Origin of the sequence: Hamadaea sp. NPDC050747 (genome assembly GCF_040654195.1) — a bacterium.
Taxonomy (GTDB): Bacteria; Actinomycetota; Actinomycetes; order Mycobacteriales; family Micromonosporaceae; genus Hamadaea.
Window position 1 is genome coordinate 61,166 of the sequence record NZ_JBFAHM010000003.1, and the last position, 16,797, is coordinate 77,962.

The 16,797-nt window shown below is 70.0% G+C and carries 15 protein-coding genes; 8 read left to right on the forward strand and 7 right to left on the reverse strand.

The features are described from left to right. Positions 1-14: 14 nt before the first annotated feature. Entirely contained in the window at positions 15-995 is a 981-nt protein-coding gene (gene hemB, locus AB0H43_RS06675) for a porphobilinogen synthase (protein ID WP_359997590.1), read from the forward strand. 250 nt (positions 996-1,245) lie between these two features. Here hemB and AB0H43_RS06680 read toward each other — a convergent pair whose 3' ends face one another. Both AB0H43_RS06680 and AB0H43_RS06685 read right to left on the reverse strand, forming a co-directional pair. Next, on the reverse strand, positions 1,246-2,268 hold the full coding sequence (locus AB0H43_RS06680; RefSeq protein WP_359997593.1) for a GNAT family N-acetyltransferase: 1,023 nt from the start codon (positions 2,266-2,268) through the stop codon (positions 1,246-1,248). Positions 2,269-2,344: 76 nt separating this feature from the next. Beyond that, positions 2,345-3,328, reverse strand: coding sequence for a lytic murein transglycosylase (locus AB0H43_RS06685; RefSeq protein WP_359997595.1), 984 nt, complete (start codon positions 3,326-3,328; stop codon positions 2,345-2,347). 235 nt (positions 3,329-3,563) lie between these two features. Between AB0H43_RS06685 and AB0H43_RS06690 the strand changes: the two genes are divergently transcribed. After that, entirely contained in the window at positions 3,564-6,272 is a 2,709-nt protein-coding gene (locus AB0H43_RS06690) for an adenylate/guanylate cyclase domain-containing protein (RefSeq protein ID WP_359997598.1), read from the forward strand. Positions 6,273-6,291: 19 nt separating this feature from the next. On the opposite strand, the gene AB0H43_RS06695 is transcribed toward AB0H43_RS06690, so the two are convergent. Next, the gene (locus AB0H43_RS06695; protein ID WP_359997601.1) at positions 6,292-6,840 is read right to left on the reverse strand and encodes a phospholipase; all 549 of its coding nucleotides are present in this window, start codon (positions 6,838-6,840) and stop codon (positions 6,292-6,294) included. A gap of 262 nt (positions 6,841-7,102) precedes the next feature. Between AB0H43_RS06695 and AB0H43_RS06700 the strand changes: the two genes are divergently transcribed. Beyond that, entirely contained in the window at positions 7,103-8,029 is a 927-nt protein-coding gene (locus AB0H43_RS06700; RefSeq protein ID WP_359997603.1) for a GNAT family N-acetyltransferase, read from the forward strand. 13 nt (positions 8,030-8,042) lie between these two features. Here the strand turns inward: AB0H43_RS06700 and AB0H43_RS06705 are convergent, their stop codons facing one another. Both AB0H43_RS06705 and AB0H43_RS06710 read right to left on the reverse strand, forming a co-directional pair. Then, positions 8,043-9,071: a 2-oxoacid:ferredoxin oxidoreductase subunit beta gene (locus tag AB0H43_RS06705; protein WP_359997606.1), complete on the reverse strand. Its 1,029-nt coding sequence runs from the start codon at positions 9,069-9,071 to the stop codon at positions 8,043-8,045. Then, positions 9,064-10,908 carry a 2-oxoacid:acceptor oxidoreductase subunit alpha gene (locus tag AB0H43_RS06710; RefSeq protein WP_359997609.1) on the reverse strand — a complete coding sequence of 615 codons (1,845 nt, stop codon included), beginning with the start codon at positions 10,906-10,908 and terminating at the stop codon, positions 9,064-9,066. Before AB0H43_RS06710 ends, AB0H43_RS06705 begins: the two co-directional genes overlap by 8 nt. Positions 10,909-11,032: 124 nt before the next feature. Between AB0H43_RS06710 and AB0H43_RS06715 the strand changes: the two genes are divergently transcribed. From AB0H43_RS06715 to AB0H43_RS06730, 4 genes are all read left to right on the forward strand, one after another. Then, on the forward strand, positions 11,033-11,404 hold the full coding sequence (locus AB0H43_RS06715; protein WP_290860028.1) for an NADH-quinone oxidoreductase subunit A: 372 nt from the start codon (positions 11,033-11,035) through the stop codon (positions 11,402-11,404). A gap of 61 nt (positions 11,405-11,465) precedes the next feature. Beyond that, positions 11,466-12,176, forward strand: coding sequence for a DivIVA domain-containing protein (locus AB0H43_RS06720; RefSeq protein WP_359997612.1), 711 nt, complete (start codon positions 11,466-11,468; stop codon positions 12,174-12,176). Further along, on the forward strand, positions 12,173-12,661 hold the full coding sequence (locus tag AB0H43_RS06725; RefSeq protein ID WP_359997615.1) for an SRPBCC family protein: 489 nt from the start codon (positions 12,173-12,175) through the stop codon (positions 12,659-12,661). Before AB0H43_RS06720 ends, AB0H43_RS06725 begins: the two co-directional genes overlap by 4 nt. A gap of 115 nt (positions 12,662-12,776) precedes the next feature. Beyond that, the gene (locus tag AB0H43_RS06730; RefSeq protein ID WP_359997618.1) at positions 12,777-13,919 is read left to right on the forward strand and encodes an Mrp/NBP35 family ATP-binding protein; all 1,143 of its coding nucleotides are present in this window, start codon (positions 12,777-12,779) and stop codon (positions 13,917-13,919) included. A 170-nt stretch (positions 13,920-14,089) separates the two neighbouring features. Here the strand turns inward: AB0H43_RS06730 and AB0H43_RS06735 are convergent, their stop codons facing one another. Beyond that, positions 14,090-14,539 (reverse strand): preprotein translocase subunit TatB, encoded by a 450-nt coding sequence (locus AB0H43_RS06735; RefSeq protein ID WP_359997621.1) that lies wholly within the window; start codon positions 14,537-14,539, stop codon positions 14,090-14,092. 90 nt (positions 14,540-14,629) lie between these two features. Further along, positions 14,630-15,994, reverse strand: coding sequence for a trypsin-like peptidase domain-containing protein (locus tag AB0H43_RS06740; protein WP_359997624.1), 1,365 nt, complete (start codon positions 15,992-15,994; stop codon positions 14,630-14,632). Positions 15,995-16,159: 165 nt separating this feature from the next. Between AB0H43_RS06740 and AB0H43_RS06745 the strand changes: the two genes are divergently transcribed. Next, positions 16,160-16,750, forward strand: coding sequence for a class I SAM-dependent methyltransferase (locus AB0H43_RS06745; RefSeq protein WP_359997626.1), 591 nt, complete (start codon positions 16,160-16,162; stop codon positions 16,748-16,750). Positions 16,751-16,797: the final 47 nt, after the last annotated feature.

Genomic DNA, 16,797 nt, shown 5'->3' on the forward strand with positions numbered 1-16,797 from the left:
CCTAGGAGGCGATCATGGGATTTCCGGAGATCCGGCCACGCCGACTGCGGACCACCCCCGCGCTGCGGCGGCTGGTCAGTGAGACGCGGCTGCACCCGGCCGAGCTGATCCTGCCGATGTTCGTCAAGGAAGGCTTGACCGAGCCCCGGCCGATCGCCTCGATGCCCGGGGTCCTGCAGCACTCGCGGGAGTCGCTCCGGAAGGCGGCCGCCGAGGCGGTCGAGGCGGGCATCGGCGGGATCATGCTGTTCGGCATCCCCGAGACCAAGGACGCCGCCGGCTCCGGCGGAATCGACCCGGGCGGCATCCTCAACGTCGCCATCCGGGACGTGATCTCCGAGGTCGGCGACTCGACCGTGGTCATGAGCGACCTGTGCCTGGACGAGTTCACCTCGCACGGGCACTGCGGCGTCCTGGCCACGGACGGCTCGGTCGACAACGACGCGACCCTCGACGCGTACGCGAAGATGGCGGTCGCGCAGGCGGCGGCCGGAGTCCACATGGTGGGGCCGTCCGGGATGATGGACGGCCAGGTCGGCGTGGTCCGCCGCGCGCTGGACGAAGCCGGATACCGCGACGTCACGATCCTCGCGTACGCCGTGAAGTACGCGTCGTCCTTCTTCGGCCCGTTCCGGGACGCCGTGGAGTCGTCGCTGGACGGCGATCGGCGTACCTACCAGCAGGACCCGGCGAACCTCCGGGAGTCGCTGCGTGAGGTGGCGCTGGACGTCGCCGAGGGCGCCGACATCGTGATGGTGAAGCCGGCGCTGCCCTACCTCGACGTCGTGTCGGCCGTTCGGCAGCACGTCGACGTCCCGGTGGCGGCCTACCAGGTCAGCGGCGAGTACGCCATGGTCGAGGCGGCCGCGGCGAACGGCTGGCTGGACCGGGACCGGGTCATGCTGGAGACGCTGCACTCGATCAAGCGCGCGGGCGCCTCCATGATCCTGACCTACTGGGCGGTGGACGCCGCCCGGCGCCTGCACCGGCTCTGACCCGCCGCCCGCGCTGCGCCCACCGCGCGCTCTCGCTGGGCGCTTACGCTGCGCTCGCTGCGCTCGCTGCGCGCCCGCGCAAGATCAGCGCAGGATCAGGGATCGCGGTCGAATCTTGCTCCAAGATTCGACCCGGATCCCTGATCCGCCGCCGATCTTGGAGCCGCGAGCGGCTCGAGCGGCGGCCCGTGGGGCGAGCCGCATGTGGCACGGGTGGCCCGAGCGGGCGCGGAGCGAGGACGGGGAGCGGTCAGGCGATGCCGAGGGCGCGGGCCAGGTCCGGCACGTCGGCCTCGAACTCGAGCCAGTCGCGGTCGGCGCTGAAGCCCAGCTCCGCGTTGACCTTGAGGAGCGGTTCGTTGACCGCCGCGTTCCAGGTCTGTACCTGCCGCAGCGACGGCACGGCCGAGCGCAGCTCGAACAGCATCCGGGCCTTGATCGCCCGGCCGACGCCGTAGCCCCGGTGCTGCGGCACTACGACGGTGTCGTACTGGTCGGCCCGCATCGGGCGCTGCTCGGGCACGACAACCTCGGTCAGCCCGGCGACCACGCCGGTGGCCTCGTGCACGGCCACGACGATGTACGGGCGCAGCCCTCGGGCGTGGAGGCAGGACAGGCTCGCCCGGAGCCGGTCGGGCTCGTAGGAGCTGGGGCGCAGGTCGAGGTCGCCCAGGTCCACGTCCTGCACCTCGGCCTTGGCCGACGCGTACGCCTCGATCAGGTCGTCCGGTGGCGAGTCCGGGTAGAACCGGATGGTGTAGCCGGTGGCGATCCCGTTCGCCAGCTCGCCCAGCGCGTACCAGTCGACGGTGTCCAGGTCGAGGACGCTGCGCTGCTCGGTGAAGGCCTTCCGGAAGCCGAGCCCGGTGTAGAACTCGACACCGGGCGTGCCGCCGGGCACCTCGACCCCGATCGCCTGGAAACCTTCGGCGTGGGCGTGGCTGACCACCGCGTGCAGCAGTGTCCGGCCGAGTCCTCGCTTGCGCATTTCGGGGTGCACGATGCACTCGACGACGCCGATGTCGCCGAGCAGCAGGATGCTCGCGAAGCCCAGCAGCGGTACGCCGCGGGCGAGATCGCCTTCCTCTTTCTCGGCGATCCAGGTGATCTTGCGCTCGCCCGGCATGGTGACCGAGAGATATTCACGCATCAGTACATCGCGCCACGGCGGATCATCCGGGAGGTCGACGCTCATCATAGTGTTGAGCGTCTCTACCACGGTGGCTATCTCGGTGGCCGTCGCGACTCGGGGATCCCACTCGCGAACCTTCACCTGTTCAGCTTGCACGCTGCAAGGTGCCTTGGGAAGGCCTAAGTTTTCTCCACAGTGCATGCTCGACTACTCATGGTCATGCCCGGCTCTTCTGGCCGTACACGTTCGCGGCGTCGAAAACCTGCTGCACCTTCGCCGAGAGATCGGGGAACGTCTTTATCGCGGCGGTCCAGTTCGCTGCTTGCGAGAGGTCCTTGTTCGCCTCGCAAAGTTTCGTGGCGGCGGCCAGTGCCGCATCGTCGATGTCGTTCGGATCGACGAGACCGTCACCGTCCGCATCGACGGCGTACGTGCGCCACGTGGCCGGCAGGAATTGCAGGGGTCCTACGGCGTGGTCCCACGCGCGGTCGTTGTCCAGCGCGCCCGCGTCGGTGTCGGCGACCTTGCTCCGGCCCGCCTTCCCGTCCAGGGCCGGGCCGACGATCGGCGGCAGCACGCGTCCGTCCGGACCCAACGTGGACGCGCCCACCCGGCCGTGGTTGGTCTCCAGCTTGCCGATCGCGGCGATCGTCGACCACCGGACGTTGCAGCCCGGCTTCCGGCTCGTCAGCACGTATTCGGCGTACGCGTAGGCACGCAGTGCCACCGGGGGGATCTCCACCTTGACGGCCAGCTTGTCCGCCCACTCGGTGAGGCCGGAGTTCGGCGGCGCGGGTGATGTGGTGACGGTCGGGAACGGGCTGAAGCTGGCCTGGTCCGTGCCGCTGGGCGCGGCCGAGGTCGCTCCGGCCGACGCCGAGCTCTCCTGCGCTGCGGGCACCCCGCCCGAGGGGGCGAGCCAGACCGCGATGAGCACTGCGCCGGTGACGATGGCGGTGATGAACAGGCCGCCCGTGACCAACCGGCCTTGCGGCCGGCGTGCCGCCCCCATCGCCGTACGCCCACCGGCGGCGACCTTGCGCCCGGCGGCCGCGACGGCGGGCCGGAGCTTCGGGACGGACTGCGGCTCGGACTGTTCCCCGGAGTGGACCCCAGACGAGGGCGTGTCCCCGGAATGGTCCCCAGACGAGGGCGCGGCCGGAGGGGTCTCGGGTTCGCGGGCGGGTTCAGGGGTGGTCACGCCGTCGAGTATGGCCTATGCGGCCAGATCTGGCCGTTCGGCCCACATCTGGCCGCCCTGGTCCTCGTTTTGTGAGGTGCACGCCGACGCCGTCTCGCCGCCGCGTCGTGTTGGCGCACTGGGAACTCGAACCGGGTAGGACCTTGGATGGATCAGTTGCCGTCCGTTCCGGCGATGGCGCGACGACCTCGGCGTCGGACAGCATGAACCGACTTCCAGGGGGGCGGAGGTTTTCGTGTCGGCAGATCGGCATCTGCCCAGCGGTTTGGTGACCTTCCTGTTCACAGACATCGAAGGCTCCACCCGACTGGCCCAGATGCTTGGGAACGGCTATCGTCCGGTGCTCGCCGAGCACCGGCGATTGCTGCGGTCCGCGCTCCGGCGGGCCGACGGCGTCGAGCTGTTCACCGAGGGCGACTCCTATTTCTTCGTGTTCACCGACCCCGCGGCCGCTGTGCTGGCCTGTGCCGAGGGGCAGCGGGCGCTCGCGGCGTACGCGTGGCCGAGTGAGCAGGCCATGCCCCGGGTACGGATGGGGCTGCACACCGGCTTCGCCCAGCCCCACGCCGGCGAGTACGCGAGTGCCGAAGTGCATCGGGCGGCCCGCGTCGCGAACGCCGCACACGGTGGGCAGATCCTGTTGTCCGAGGCGACCGCCACGCGTACGCGTCAACTGCCGGACGAGACCTGGCTGCTGGACCTGGGCCTGCACAAACTGCGCGGCTTCGATGGTCACGAGCGGCTGTTCCAGCTGGTGGCGCCCGGACTGTCCCGGCATTTCCCGCGTCTGCGGACGTCGCAGGCGCCGGCGCACAACCTGCCGTCGGCGATCACGCCCTTCGTCGGGCGGGCGACCGAGCGGGCCGACCTGTCCGACCTCGTCGCCCGGCAACGGCTCGTGACGGTCGTCGGGTCGGGCGGCGCCGGCAAGACGCGGCTCGCCGTCGAGGTGGCCGGTGACCTGGTTGGACAGTTCCCTGATGGGGTGTGGCTGCTGGATCTGGCCACCATCAGCGATCCCGGCCTGGTCGGCTTCACCCTCATGAACACGCTGGGGCTGCGGCCGGAACCGGGCAAGCCGGTGCTCGACACCCTCGTCGAGTACGCCGCGAACCGCCGCATGCTGCTGGTGCTCGACACGTGCGAGGCACAGCTCGCCGGCGTACGCGCGGTGATCGCCCAGCTCTTGACGGCCGGGCGGGGTGTTCACGTCCTCGCGACCAGCCGGGAGCCGCTGAGCGTACCGGGTGAGGTGGTGTGGCGGATCCCGCCGCTCGGCCTCGAACCCGGGCCGGGCGCCGAACGGGCCGACGCCGTCGCGCTGCTCATCGAGCGCACGACCGCGGCGCGCGGTGGCCGGGTCCCGGCCGAGTCGGAGATTCGGTCGTTGGGCCGGGTCGCCACCCGCCTCGACGGGCTGCCGCTGGCGCTCGAACTGGCGGCGGCGCGGTTGCGCGTGCTGTCCGCGGGCGAACTGGCCGACCGGCTGGAGAACGAGCTGGACGGCAAGGCGCCCGATCCGCTGGGCGCGATCGACGGCACCGCAATGGCATTGGGCGAGCCGAGCGGCCGCCATGCGACGCTGCAGGCCACTGTGGAGTGGTCCTATCGCACCCTGCCGCCGGCGGCCGCCGGGCTGCTCCGGGGGCTGTCCGTCTTCGCCGGCCCGGTCGACTTGCAGACCGTGGAGTGGTGGGTGGACGGCGATCCGCTGGACACGCTGGCCACCCTGGTCGACAAGTCGTTGCTGCAGGTCGGACGGGACACCGGCCGGTCGGAGTACCGGATGCTCGACCCGATCCGGGCGTTTGCGGCTCGGTGCCTCACGGCGGAAGGCGAGGAGCGGGCCGTCCGCGACCGCCACCTCCGCTGGGCGCTGCACCGCCTCGAACGGGCGCAGCAGGGCGCCGACGGCCGCCCGGTGACGCTGTCGATGTACTCCCTCGACCCGCTGGCCGGAGAGCTGCGTGCCGCGCTGCGGTGGTGCGTCACGGGTGGCAGCGCGCGGCTGGGGCTGCGGATCGCGAGTGGACTCGACCAGTGGTGGCGCGAACGAGGGCTGGCCCGCGAGGGCCGGCTCTGGCATTTCCGGCTGTACTCCCGCCTGGCAGAGACCGGGGAACACGTTCCCGACCGCGAGCTGGCCCTCGTGTACTACTCCCACTCGATGCACGCCTGTGCCGACGGGGAGACCAGCGAGGAGATCCGCTTCGCCCAGCGCGCCGAGGTCGCCGCGCGGCGTAGCGGGGACGCCGGGACGGTGGCCCGGGTGCTGGCCGGTCAGCCCGGCCCGCTCGTCTCGCTGGGCAAGGCGGCCGAGGCGGAGCAGCTCTGCCGGGACCTGTTGAGCTGGGCCGGTCCGCGCGAGGTGACCGCCGACGCCCTCTTCGCCATCTACAACCTCGCCGAACTCCTGTGGCTGCGCGGGGCGTACGCCGAGGCCGCGGAACTGCTCGCGACGGCCCGCCCGGTCGAGGCGCTGCGCCCGGCCGAGCGCGGTCGCCGCACAGTGGACCTGCTTCTGGGCATGGCGGCGCTGGGTCGCCGAGACCTGGTCGCGGCCCACGATCACCTGTCCATCGCCCTGCGATCCCGGATGTCCTACGGCTTCCACTCGCGGGCGTGTGTGGCGGTGAGCGCGATGGCGGCCCGCTGCGTACTCGGTGGTGATCATGAAATGGCCGCGACCCTGTTCGGCGCCGCCGCCGCCGCGAAGGCCCGGTTGTGCCGCGGACCTGGGATCTTCGGCGCCTACTGGACCGCGCAGCAGGCGGTCAGCCGCAAGGCCCTGGGTGACGCGGCCTTCGACGCGGCCTGGGCGCGCGGTTCCACGATGAGTTTGGAGGACGCGTCGTCGCTGGCGCTCGACATCGAGGCGCCGCGCCGCGTCGACCATGAGCTGACGGTGCTGCTCGACGGAGTGTCGCAGCCGGAAAGCTCCTGATCGACGCGGCGGGCGGGGGTCACCGCTGCGCGCGCGACGAGGTCTTCGCGAGGGCGTCGGCCTTCATCTTGGCCGCCTTGTCGAGGTCCGCCTGCGACACCGCGGCGAGCGAGCCGAAGTTCTTCACGGCCTCGTAGTACGTCCAGGCCAGGCTGTAGCAGGCCGGGCGGACCGCCCAGTTGTAGGTGGCGCACTTGCGCTTGAGGTCGTTGTAGAAGGCGAGGTCCACCCGCGCCTTCACGGTCGAGGTGAAGATCCCGAGCCGCTTGTTGTTGCGGTAGCCGAAGTCGTGGCGTGCGCACGACAGTTTGAAGTCGAAGCCGAGCGGGTTGTCCGGCGAGCTGGAGCAGAGGTCGGTCGACCAGTCGAGGTCGTAGTCCGCCCAGGCGCCCTGGTTGTTCCGCGCGGACAACCAGGAGTTGTAACTCGAGAGCGAGTCCTGGGTGAAGCTGGTCACGACGGCGACCTTCTGCTCGAAGGTGGCCGCCGCCGCGGGCGCGGCGATGCCGAGGACGATCAGGGCACTGAGGAGGGGAGTGGCCCAGCGGGCCAGGCGGGTACGGGACATCACGTCACCTCGGGGGTGTAGGTGGGTGGTGTGCATTGGTGATTAGCAATGTAAGCCCGGGCCGGGGTCCGGTCTAGATCCCTTGACGGTGACAACCAAGGTCATCTAATCTCTGCTGCCGTAGCCCGTCGTGGTCGTTCACGCCGCGACGTCGAGCACAGAGAGGAGGTCGCGATGCGAACCGTTACCTTGGCGCGTCGGGCCCCGAAGGGCACCGCACTCTGATCGCGGTCTCCGGCGCGCCTCCCACAGTGGAGGAATTTTGCACATCCGTACCTCGGTCGAGGCCGACCTCGACCAGCTCCTCACCCTGCTCAGCGACAAGTCCGTCAACACGGCTCACCCTGAGCGGTTCACCGAGTTTCTCGCCAACGGCCAATACCGCCACGAATGCACCTGGGTCGCGGAAGAGGGCGACCGCCTGGTCGCGGCGGCCGTCTGGTGGAGCTTTCCCGGCGCGCCCGGGCCGATCGCGCTCGACGGCTTGTACGCGCTGCCGGACCGGACGGATTCCGTCGCCCTGTGGACGCAGCTGATCCAGCAGGTGACCTCGACCGCGTCGGCCGACGGTGAGCCCCCGTCGTACCACATCTTCCTGCCCCCGGGCTGGCGCGACGACGCTTCGATCCAGACCGCGTTGGCACCCCGGCTCGCCGCCGCGAAGGCTGCTGGAATGACGAACGAGCTTGAGCGACTGCGGTTCGAGTGGCTGTCCGACACCCCGGTGCCGGATCGCTCGACCCGGCTGACGTTCCGGGCGGAGCCGGACGACCAGGCATTCCTGGACGTCTTCCAGCGAGTCTCGGTGGGCAGCCTGGACGCCGAGACCCATGACTCGATCGCCCGCGCCGGACTCGCCGGGTACGCCCGAGAGACCCTGGACACGTACCAGCAGATGCCGGGTGAGCGGTCGTGGTGGAAGCTCGCCTACGACAGCACCGGTGACCTGGTCGGCTTCGCCATCCCGTCGCGCAACAACGGCGGACCGGTCGTCGGCTTCCTCGGCGTCGTCCCAGAGCACCGCGGCCACGGATACGCCGCGGACCTGCTCGCCGAGATCACGGCCGACCTGGCCGACCTCGGGGCCGAGCGGATCGCGGCCGACACCGACCTCGGCAACGTGCCGATGGCGAACACCTTCCGGCGTCTCGGTTATGGGCAGTTCGCCGTACGCCTCGTCCTGTCCTGACGCGTTTTCAGGGCTAGATGGTCCAGGTGTCCCCGGCGTTGAGCAGCGCGGAGAGCTGGTCCTCGGGCGTACCCTCGGCCTTCGCCTGCGCGGTCGCGACCTGTCCGACGACGACCTCGTCGTAGGTCGGGCGGCTGACCGACCGGAAGACGCCGATCGGGGTGTGCCGCAGGTCCAGCCCCGGCAGGCGGGACAGCGCGAAGGCGTACGCCGGCTCGGCCACCGTGGCATCGTGGACGACGATTTCCGTGGGATCGACGTCGGACGTGCGTCGGACTTCGAGGCCGAAGCCGCCGGGCGGATGCACAACGCACCACTCGCGATCCTTGCCGAACGTGATGGGCTGACCGTGCTCCAGCGGCATCACGAAGTCGTCGCGCGTCTCCGGCGACTTGAGCACGTCGAACGCGCCGTCGTTGAAGATGTTGCAGTTCTGGTAGATCTCGACGAACGCGGAACCGTCGTGCTCGGCCGCCGCCCGCAGCACCGACTGGAGGTGCTTGCGATCGGAGTCGATGGTCCGCGCGACGAAGGTCGCCTCCGCGCCGAGCGCCAGCGAGATCGGGTTGAACGGCGCGTCGGCCGAACCGAACGGCGTCGACTTGGTGATCTTGCCGACCTCGGAGGTGGGCGAGTACTGCCCCTTCGTCAGGCCGTAGATCCGGTTGTTGAACAGCAGGATCTTCAGGTTCACGTTGCGGCGCAGCGCGTGGATCAGGTGGTTGCCGCCGATCGAGAGCGCGTCGCCGTCGCCGGTCACGACCCAGACGCTGAGGTCCGGGCGCGACACCGACAGGCCGGTCGCGATCGCCGGGGCGCGCCCGTGGATCGAGTGCATGCCGTAGGTGTTCAGGTAGTACGGGAACCGCGAGGAGCAGCCGATGCCGGAGACGAAGACGGTCCGCTCACGCGGGATGCCCAGCTCCGGCAGGAAGCCCTGCATCGCCGCGAGGATGGCGTAGTCACCGCAGCCCGGGCACCAGCGCACCTCCTGGTCGGACTTGAAGTCCTTGGCGGTCAACTGCACCGGGACGCTAGACATTCTTGACGACCTCCTCCAGCATCGAGGCCAGCTCGGCGGACGTGAACGGCAGCCCGCGGACCTGGTTGTACGCGACCACGTCGACCAGATGGCGACCGCGGATCACCTGCGCCAGCTGACCCAGGTTCATCTCGGGGATCACGACCCGGTCGTACGCCTTGAGCACCTCGCCGAGGTTGGCCGGCATCGGGTTGAGGTGCCGCAGATGTGCCTGGGCGACGGCCAGCCCCCGTTGACGCAGGTCCCGGCAGGCCGCGCCGATCGGCCCGAAAGTCGAACCCCAGCCGAGCACGAGCACCTTCGCCTGACCGGAGGGGTCCTCCACGGTCAGGTCCGGCACCTCGATCGCCTCGATCCGGGCGGCTCGCGTACGCACCATGAAGTCGTGGTTCTCCGGGTCGTAGGAGATGTCCCCGGTGATGTCGCGCTTCTCGAGGCCGCCGATGCGGTGCTCCAGTCCCGGCGTACCGGGGACGGCCCACGGGCGGGCCAGCGTCTGCGGGTCGCGCAGATAAGGCAGGAATTTGCCGTCCTCGCCGTTCGGCTCCGTGGCGAACTCCACCCGCAGGTCGGGCAGGCTCGCGACCTCCGGCAGCAGCCACGGCTCGGAACCGTTGGCGATGTAGCCGTCGGACAGCAGCAGCACCGGCGTCCGGTAGGTGAGCGCGATCCGGCACGCCTCCATCGCCGCGTCGAAGCAGTCGGCGGGGGAGCGCGGCGCGATCACGGCCACCGGCGCTTCGCCGTGCCGCCCGTAGAGCGCCATGTTCAGGTCGGCCTGCTCGGTCTTGGTCGGCATGCCGGTGGACGGCCCGGCCCGCTGCACGTCGACGACCACCAGCGGCAGCTCCAGCATGAGGCCCAGCGAGATCGTCTCGCTCTTGAGCGCGACACCAGGACCACTCGTCGTGGTGACGCCCAGCGCACCGCCGTAGGACGCGCCGAGGGCGATGCCGGCCGCCGCGATCTCGTCCTCGGCCTGCACCGTGGTCACGCCGAACTTCTTGTGCTTGCTCAGCTCATGCAGGATGTCCGAGGCCGGCGTGATCGGGTACGCCCCCAGCACGATCGGCAGTTTCGCGCGTACGCCGGCGGCCACGATGCCCAGGGCCAGTGCGGTGTTGCCGGTGATGTTCCGGTAACGCCCGGCGTGCATCTTCGCGGGCTTGACCTCGTAGCGGACCGCGAACGCCTCGGTGGTCTCGCCGAACGACCAGCCCGCCTCGAAGGCGGCGATGTTCGCGTTGACCAGCTCCGGCCGGGCGGCGAACTTCTTGCGCAGGAACTGCAGGGTGGACTCGTGCGGCCGGGAGTAGAGCCAGCTCAGCATGCCGAGGGCGAACATGTTCTTGGCCCGCTCGGCGTCCTTCTTGCTGATCGGGTGCTCCGCGAGGGCGCCGACCGTCATGCTGGTCAGCGCGACCGGGTGTACGTGATACGACGACAGCGACCCGTCCTCCAACGGCGACGCCGCGTAGCCGACCTTCTGCAGGTTGCGCTTGGTGAACTCGTCGGTGTTGACGATGATCGTCGCGCCGCGCGGCAGGTCGGCCAGGTTGGCCTTCAACGCCGCCGGGTTCATCGCGACCAGCACGTTCGGCGCGTCACCCGGAGTGAGGATGTCGAAGTCGGCGAAGTGCACCTGGAAGCTGGAGACGCCGGGCAGGGTGCCGGCCGGCGCCCGGATCTCCGCGGGGAAGTTGGGCAACGTCGAGATGTCGTTGCCGAGCTGCGCGGTCTCCGAGGTGAATCTGTCGCCGGTCAACTGCATGCCGTCGCCCGAGTCACCGGCGAACCGGATCACGACGCGATCGAGCTGCTGCGTCTCCTTGGCCACCTGCGTCCTCCTGACGGACGGGTCGTCCTGTACTACCGGGAAAGCGTACGTCGCTTACCACGCTGACACTTCATCGGCCGGTGCGCCAGGCCCACCCTGTGGGCAAGGGCGTTATGCTGCGCACGTGGATGGCTACCTCGGCTCGTACGCGACCCTGGGACTGCTGGTCGCGGTGGCGGTGGTCTTCTTCGTGATTGCTTTCGGGGCGAACCGGCTGCTGCGCCCGGCGAATCCGGCGAACGGTGCCGGAAAGTTCGACACGTACGAATGCGGACTCGACCCGGTCGGCGGCGGCTGGGCGCAGGTGCACATTCGCTACTACCTCTACGCGTACCTCTATCTGCTTTTCGCGGTCGAGGCCGTCTTCCTGTTCCCCTGGGCCGTGGTCTACCTGCGGCAGGGACTCACGACCGTGATCGAGATGGCCATCTTCGTCGCGGTCCTCGCACTCGGTCTGTTGTACGCGTGGCGCAAGCGTGTTCTGGTGTGGGAGTGACACCTGAGAATTCGGGTGGCAGGGTCGCTTTCTGACCCGGGTTCGTGCCACGATCGCAGGCATGGCTCAAGTCCTGCTTCTGCTCGTCGTCGCACTCACCGTCGGTGCCGTCGTCTTCGGCGTGATGGTGCTGGTCAGCGGGGGTGACCCCGGAATGGCCGGAGTGGAGCCGGACGGCCGTGGGCGTCCGCTGCCCGGCAGCCGCCCGCTCGTCGAGCAGGATGTCGCGAAGGTGACATTCGATGTCGGCCTCCGCGGATACCGGATGGATCAGGTCGACCGGGCGCTCAAGCGCGTGGCGTACGACATCGGTTATAAGGACGAACTGATCAACGTCCTGGCGGCGGAGGTCGAGGCGCTGCGCGACGGCCGGGTCGAAGACGCCGACGCCCTGCAGGCGGCGCGCCTGGCCGCGTCGAGCGAGCCGGAGCCCGAGACGCCGCCCGCGCTGATCGACGGCACCGTGACCGAGAGCGGCCCGGCCATCGACGAGCCCGCCGACAAGCCCGAGCCGGCCGAGGAGGCCAAGCAGACGCAGCCCGAGATCGACTTCGACGAGGTGCCGGACGGTCCGTTCGCACCGTGGCCGGCGGCCGAGGAGAAGGCCGAGGCGTCGACGCCGGAATCGGCCGAGGCTTCGGCTACCGCCTCGGACGAGGCGAAGGAAGACGAGACCGATCATCCGACCGACGGGCCGGTCGCGGAGAAGACCGACGACAAGCCGGCCGACTCCGACGCCGACGACGGCGACCGGGTGGTGACCCGAGGGTGACCTCGGAGGCTCAACCGCCGACGCCTGCCGAACCGGGCACCGGCGAAGTCACCGCGACGGTCATCGTCGACGCCCCGGCCGAACGCGTCTTCGCCGCGTTCCTCGCCTGGGAACGCCAAGGCGACTGGATCCCGTTCACGACCGTCCGCGTCGTCGAAGGCGACGGCGGCGAAGGCAGCCTGATCGAGGCGATCACGCAAGCCGGACCGGCGGTGATCAAGGACGAGATGCGCGTGGAGAAGGTCGACGCGCCCTACGAGCTGCGGGTCGTCCACTGCGGCAAGATCCTGCGGGGACCGGGCGTGCTGCGATGCACCCCGATGGCCGGCGACCGTACGCAAGTCGTCTGGCACGAATGGTTCCAGCTCCCCGGCGGCGTGGTCGGCAAAGCCGTGTGGCCGTTGCTCTGGCCCGGCTCGAAGGTCGGCTTCAAACGTGCGCTACGCAAGTTCGCCCGCCTCGTCGAAGCCGGCTCCCTTCCCTGACCTCGGACTCGCCGAGCCGAGATCCGCAGGACCTCGTCGCGATAGCCCGGGTGATCTGTCACACCGCGTGGCGGCACCCTCGGTACACCGGTTCGCCGGACGTAGCATGGGACGCATGTCCGCGCCTGCCACGACGCTCGCCGATGCGATCACTGCCGCTCTGGCCACCGTCAACGACCCCGAGATCCGCCGCCCGATCACCGATCTGGGCATGGTGGAGTCCGTCGCCGTCGACGGCACGACCGCGTCGATCGGCATCCTCCTGACCGTGGCTGGGTGTCCGCTGCGTGACAAGCTGCGCGAGGACATCACCGCGGCGGTGACGGCGGTGCCCGGTGTCGATGCGGTGGAGATCGCCTTCGGGGTGATGAGCACCGAGCAGCGGCAGAACCTGCAGAAGTCGCTTCGCGGGCCGGGTGCGGCTGAGCCGGTGATTCCGTTCGCGCAGCCTGGTTCCCGCACCCGCGTGTACGCGGTCGCCTCCGGCAAGGGTGGCGTCGGCAAGTCCAGCGTGACCGTGAACCTGGCCGCCGCGTTGGCCGCCAAGGGACTGAGCGTCGGTGTGATCGACGCCGACATCTACGGCCACTCCGTTCCGCGCATGCTGGGGGCCGATGGTAGCCCGACGCAGGTCGAGGACATGATCATGCCGCCGCAGGCGCACGGGGTGAAGGTCATCTCGATCGGCATGTTCACCTCCGGCAATGCCGCCGTCGTCTGGCGCGGGCCGATGCTGCACCGGGCGCTGCAGCAGTTCCTGGCCGACGTCTACTGGGGCGACCTGGACATTCTGCTGCTCGACCTGCCGCCGGGCACCGGTGACGTGGCGATCTCCCTGGCCCAGCTGCTGCCGAACGCCGAGATCCTCGTCGTCACGACGCCGCAGCAGGCCGCGGCCGAGGTCGCGGAGCGGGCGGGCGCGATCGCGCTCCAGACCCATCAGCGCTTGGTCGGCGTGGTCGAGAACATGTCATACCTGGAGCTGCCGACCGGCGAACGGATGGAGCTGTTCGGAGCGGGCGGCGGTCAGACCGTGGCCGACTCGCTGACGCAGCTGATCGGGGCGCCGGTGCCGCTGCTGGGCCAGATTCCCCTCGACACCCGCGTGCGGGAGGGCGGCGACGAAGGCAATCCCGTCGTGTTGGCCGCGCCGGATGCTCCGGCCGCAGCCGCGCTGCAGAGCGTGGCCGACCGCCTCTCCGTACGCAAAGAGTCGCTCCTCGGCAAGCCGCTCGGCCTGAGCCCGGCGCGCCGCTGACCCGACGCATACGCCAAACGAGCCCCGGTCAACGCCGGGGCTCGTTTTCGTTGCTCATGAAGTGGGCGTTGATCAGGGAGTTGCGGGGTCGATCAGGGTCTGGCGGACACGACACACCGATCGATCACGGCCATAGGTTCATGATCGCGCGGAAAGCCCGGTAGGGAAAGTCAGGTGGCGTCGGCGAAGCGGTTCGGGGCGGAACCGCCGCCATCGGTGGGGCCTGAGCCGGTTCCGGTGGAGCCCGAGCCGGCGGAGTCGGCCGACTGGATCGGCGTCCGGTGGTCGAGGTTCGACGCCGTGGACTTCAGCTCGTCCCCGATGCCCTGGACGTCCCGCTTCACGTCGTTGAGCAGGCCTTCCAGCGGCTTGCGCAGGTTGGCCTCCTCTTCCTCGCTGAGGATGTGCTTGCGGAGGAAGGTCTTCGGGTTCAGGTCCTCGAGGCTGATGTCGGTGCCGAGTTCCTTGCTGAGGTCGCCGGTCGCGTTGCGGGCCATGTTCCGCAGGTTCCGCAGCATGCGTACGCCGTCGGAGATGACGTTGGGCAGCTTCTCGCCGAAGACGATCAACGCGAGCAGGAGGATGACCAGGACCTCCCACGCATCCAGGTTCTCGAACACCCTCGTCGCCTCTCTCGCGGCCGCACGTGCCCGCCACGGCCGGGGGGCACCGCGCCCTAGGGTAGTCACCCCGAAGCGCTATCGGCGAGCCTACTTCGCGTCGGCGGCCAGCGTCACCGTCACATCTTTCCGGTCGGAACCGCGCTGGTAGCGTACGGTCACCGCGGATCCGGGCGGATATTTGCGGACGAGTGCGATCAATTCCACCGGTTCGCTCACGGCGTGCCCGTCCAGGGAGATGATCACGTCCCCGTCCTTCATGCCCGCGTCGGCGGCCGGTCCGGCCGGGTCGACCTGCGCCACGCGTACGCCCCGGAAGGCGTCGTCCAGCCTGGCCCCGATGACGGTACGCCGGGCGCGGCCGTGGGCGATGATCTCCTCCGCGATGCGTTTGGCCTGGTTGATCGGGATGGCGAAGGCCAGGCCGATGTTGCCGGCCGAGTCGTCGTCGGTGGCCATCGACTTGATCACGGAGTTGATGCCGACGACCTCGCCCGCTCCGTCGAGCAGTGGTCCGCCGGAGTTGCCGTGGTTGATGGCGGCGTCGGTCTGTATGGCGGCGTAGTAGCGCGTCAGTGTCGGATCGCCGGCCGCGAGCAGCCGGTCGACGGCGCTGACGATGCCGGAGGTGACCGTGCCGGGCAGGGCCAGCGGCGAGCCGACCGCCAGCACCGGGTCGCCGACCTGCACGGTCGTCGAGTCGCCGAGTTCGAGCGGCTGCAGGTTGCTCTTGGGTACGCGGAGGACGGCCACGTCCGACTCGGGGTCCGAGCCGAGCAGCCGGGCCGCGGTCGAGCTGCCGTCGTTCAGCACCACGGACAGGCTCGATCCGCCGGAGACGACGTGATCATTGGTGATGATGTAGGTCCCGTCACCCACGGCGAACCCTGAGCCCAGCGCGGTTCCGCCGGGGATCTGGGCGCGTACGGTGACGACGCTCGGGAGCACCCGGGCCGCGATGGCCGCGAACGACTGCGGCGGGCGCTGGGCCAACGCCGCGATCGGCCGGTTCGAGCTGCTCAGGGCCGCGGTCGGCCGCCGGGCCGCGGTCACGAAACCCACGCCGAGCGCTCCGCCCATCACTCCGGCCACCAGCGCGGCCGCGATCACCAAGGCCGCCACCATGGCGGTACGCCGAGTGAACCAACCGCCGTCGGAGACTCGGTCGGTGGCGGGTGCGTCGGTGTGCCCGGGAACGGTGAGGCTCACCGGTGCGGACGGGTCTCGCCAGGGATCCGAGCGCGCATCGCTCCACCAGTGGCCGGCGGCCGGTTCGGCCGGGCGTACTGGGGGTGCGGTCCACGTCGCGCTTGTCTGGGGGTCGGACCATGCCTGGTCCGCCCACATTCCGTCGTCGGTGCGGCCCTCGGTCGGCGACTCCGGGTCACCGCTGGCAGCGGCGCGCTCGGCGGCGTCGTCATCGTCGGGCTGGCGCCAGTTCCAGCCGTCGGTCACGAGTCTCAGAATGTCATGGATGGGTGGTTCATGATGATTTTTCGCGAGATCCAGGGTTGTCCGGATCACTGACTGGCGGCTCGGCCGAGAGCCTCCCCGGCTTGCCTCGAGGGGCCTGATCGACGATCTCCCACTACTATCCACAGGGGAAATGGGGAGGACGTGATGACGAGGCAGCTCGGGCCGTCGACGGCGGGCGGGCGCGGCATAGACGGCTACCTCGCCGAGGACGTCGTCCTGCAGACCGCCCGGACGCTCGCCCACGAGCTGGGTCTGGCTCCCATCGCCGCCTCCACCGGGGCCGCGCTGCGGCTGTTCGCTGCGATGGTCAACGCGCGGGCGGTCATTGAGATCGGCACCGGCACCGGTGTGAGTGGACTGTGGCTGTTGCGCGGCATGCGGCCGGACGGCGTACTGACCACAATCGACACCGACGCCGAGCATCAGCGCTTCGCCCGGCGGGTCTTCCTCGAAGCCGGGTACGCCTCCTCGCGGAGCCGCGTCATCGCCGGGCGGGCGCTGGACGTCCTGCCCCGGTTGACCGACGGCGGATACGACCTCATGGTCATCGACGGCGATCCCGCCGAGCACGACGCCGGGGTGATCGGGGCCGCCCGGCTGCTGCGTCCGGGTGGCGTCGTGGCGGTCGTCGGGTGCGGGTTCGACCTGGCCGAGGCGATCCGGGATCGCTCCGACACCTGGTTGCCCGCGTTGCTGCCGACTCCGGACGGCCTGCTCGCCGCCGTACGCCGCTAATCGATCACCTGCTCCGGGAATCGATCAGGGCACAGGGGACACGACAC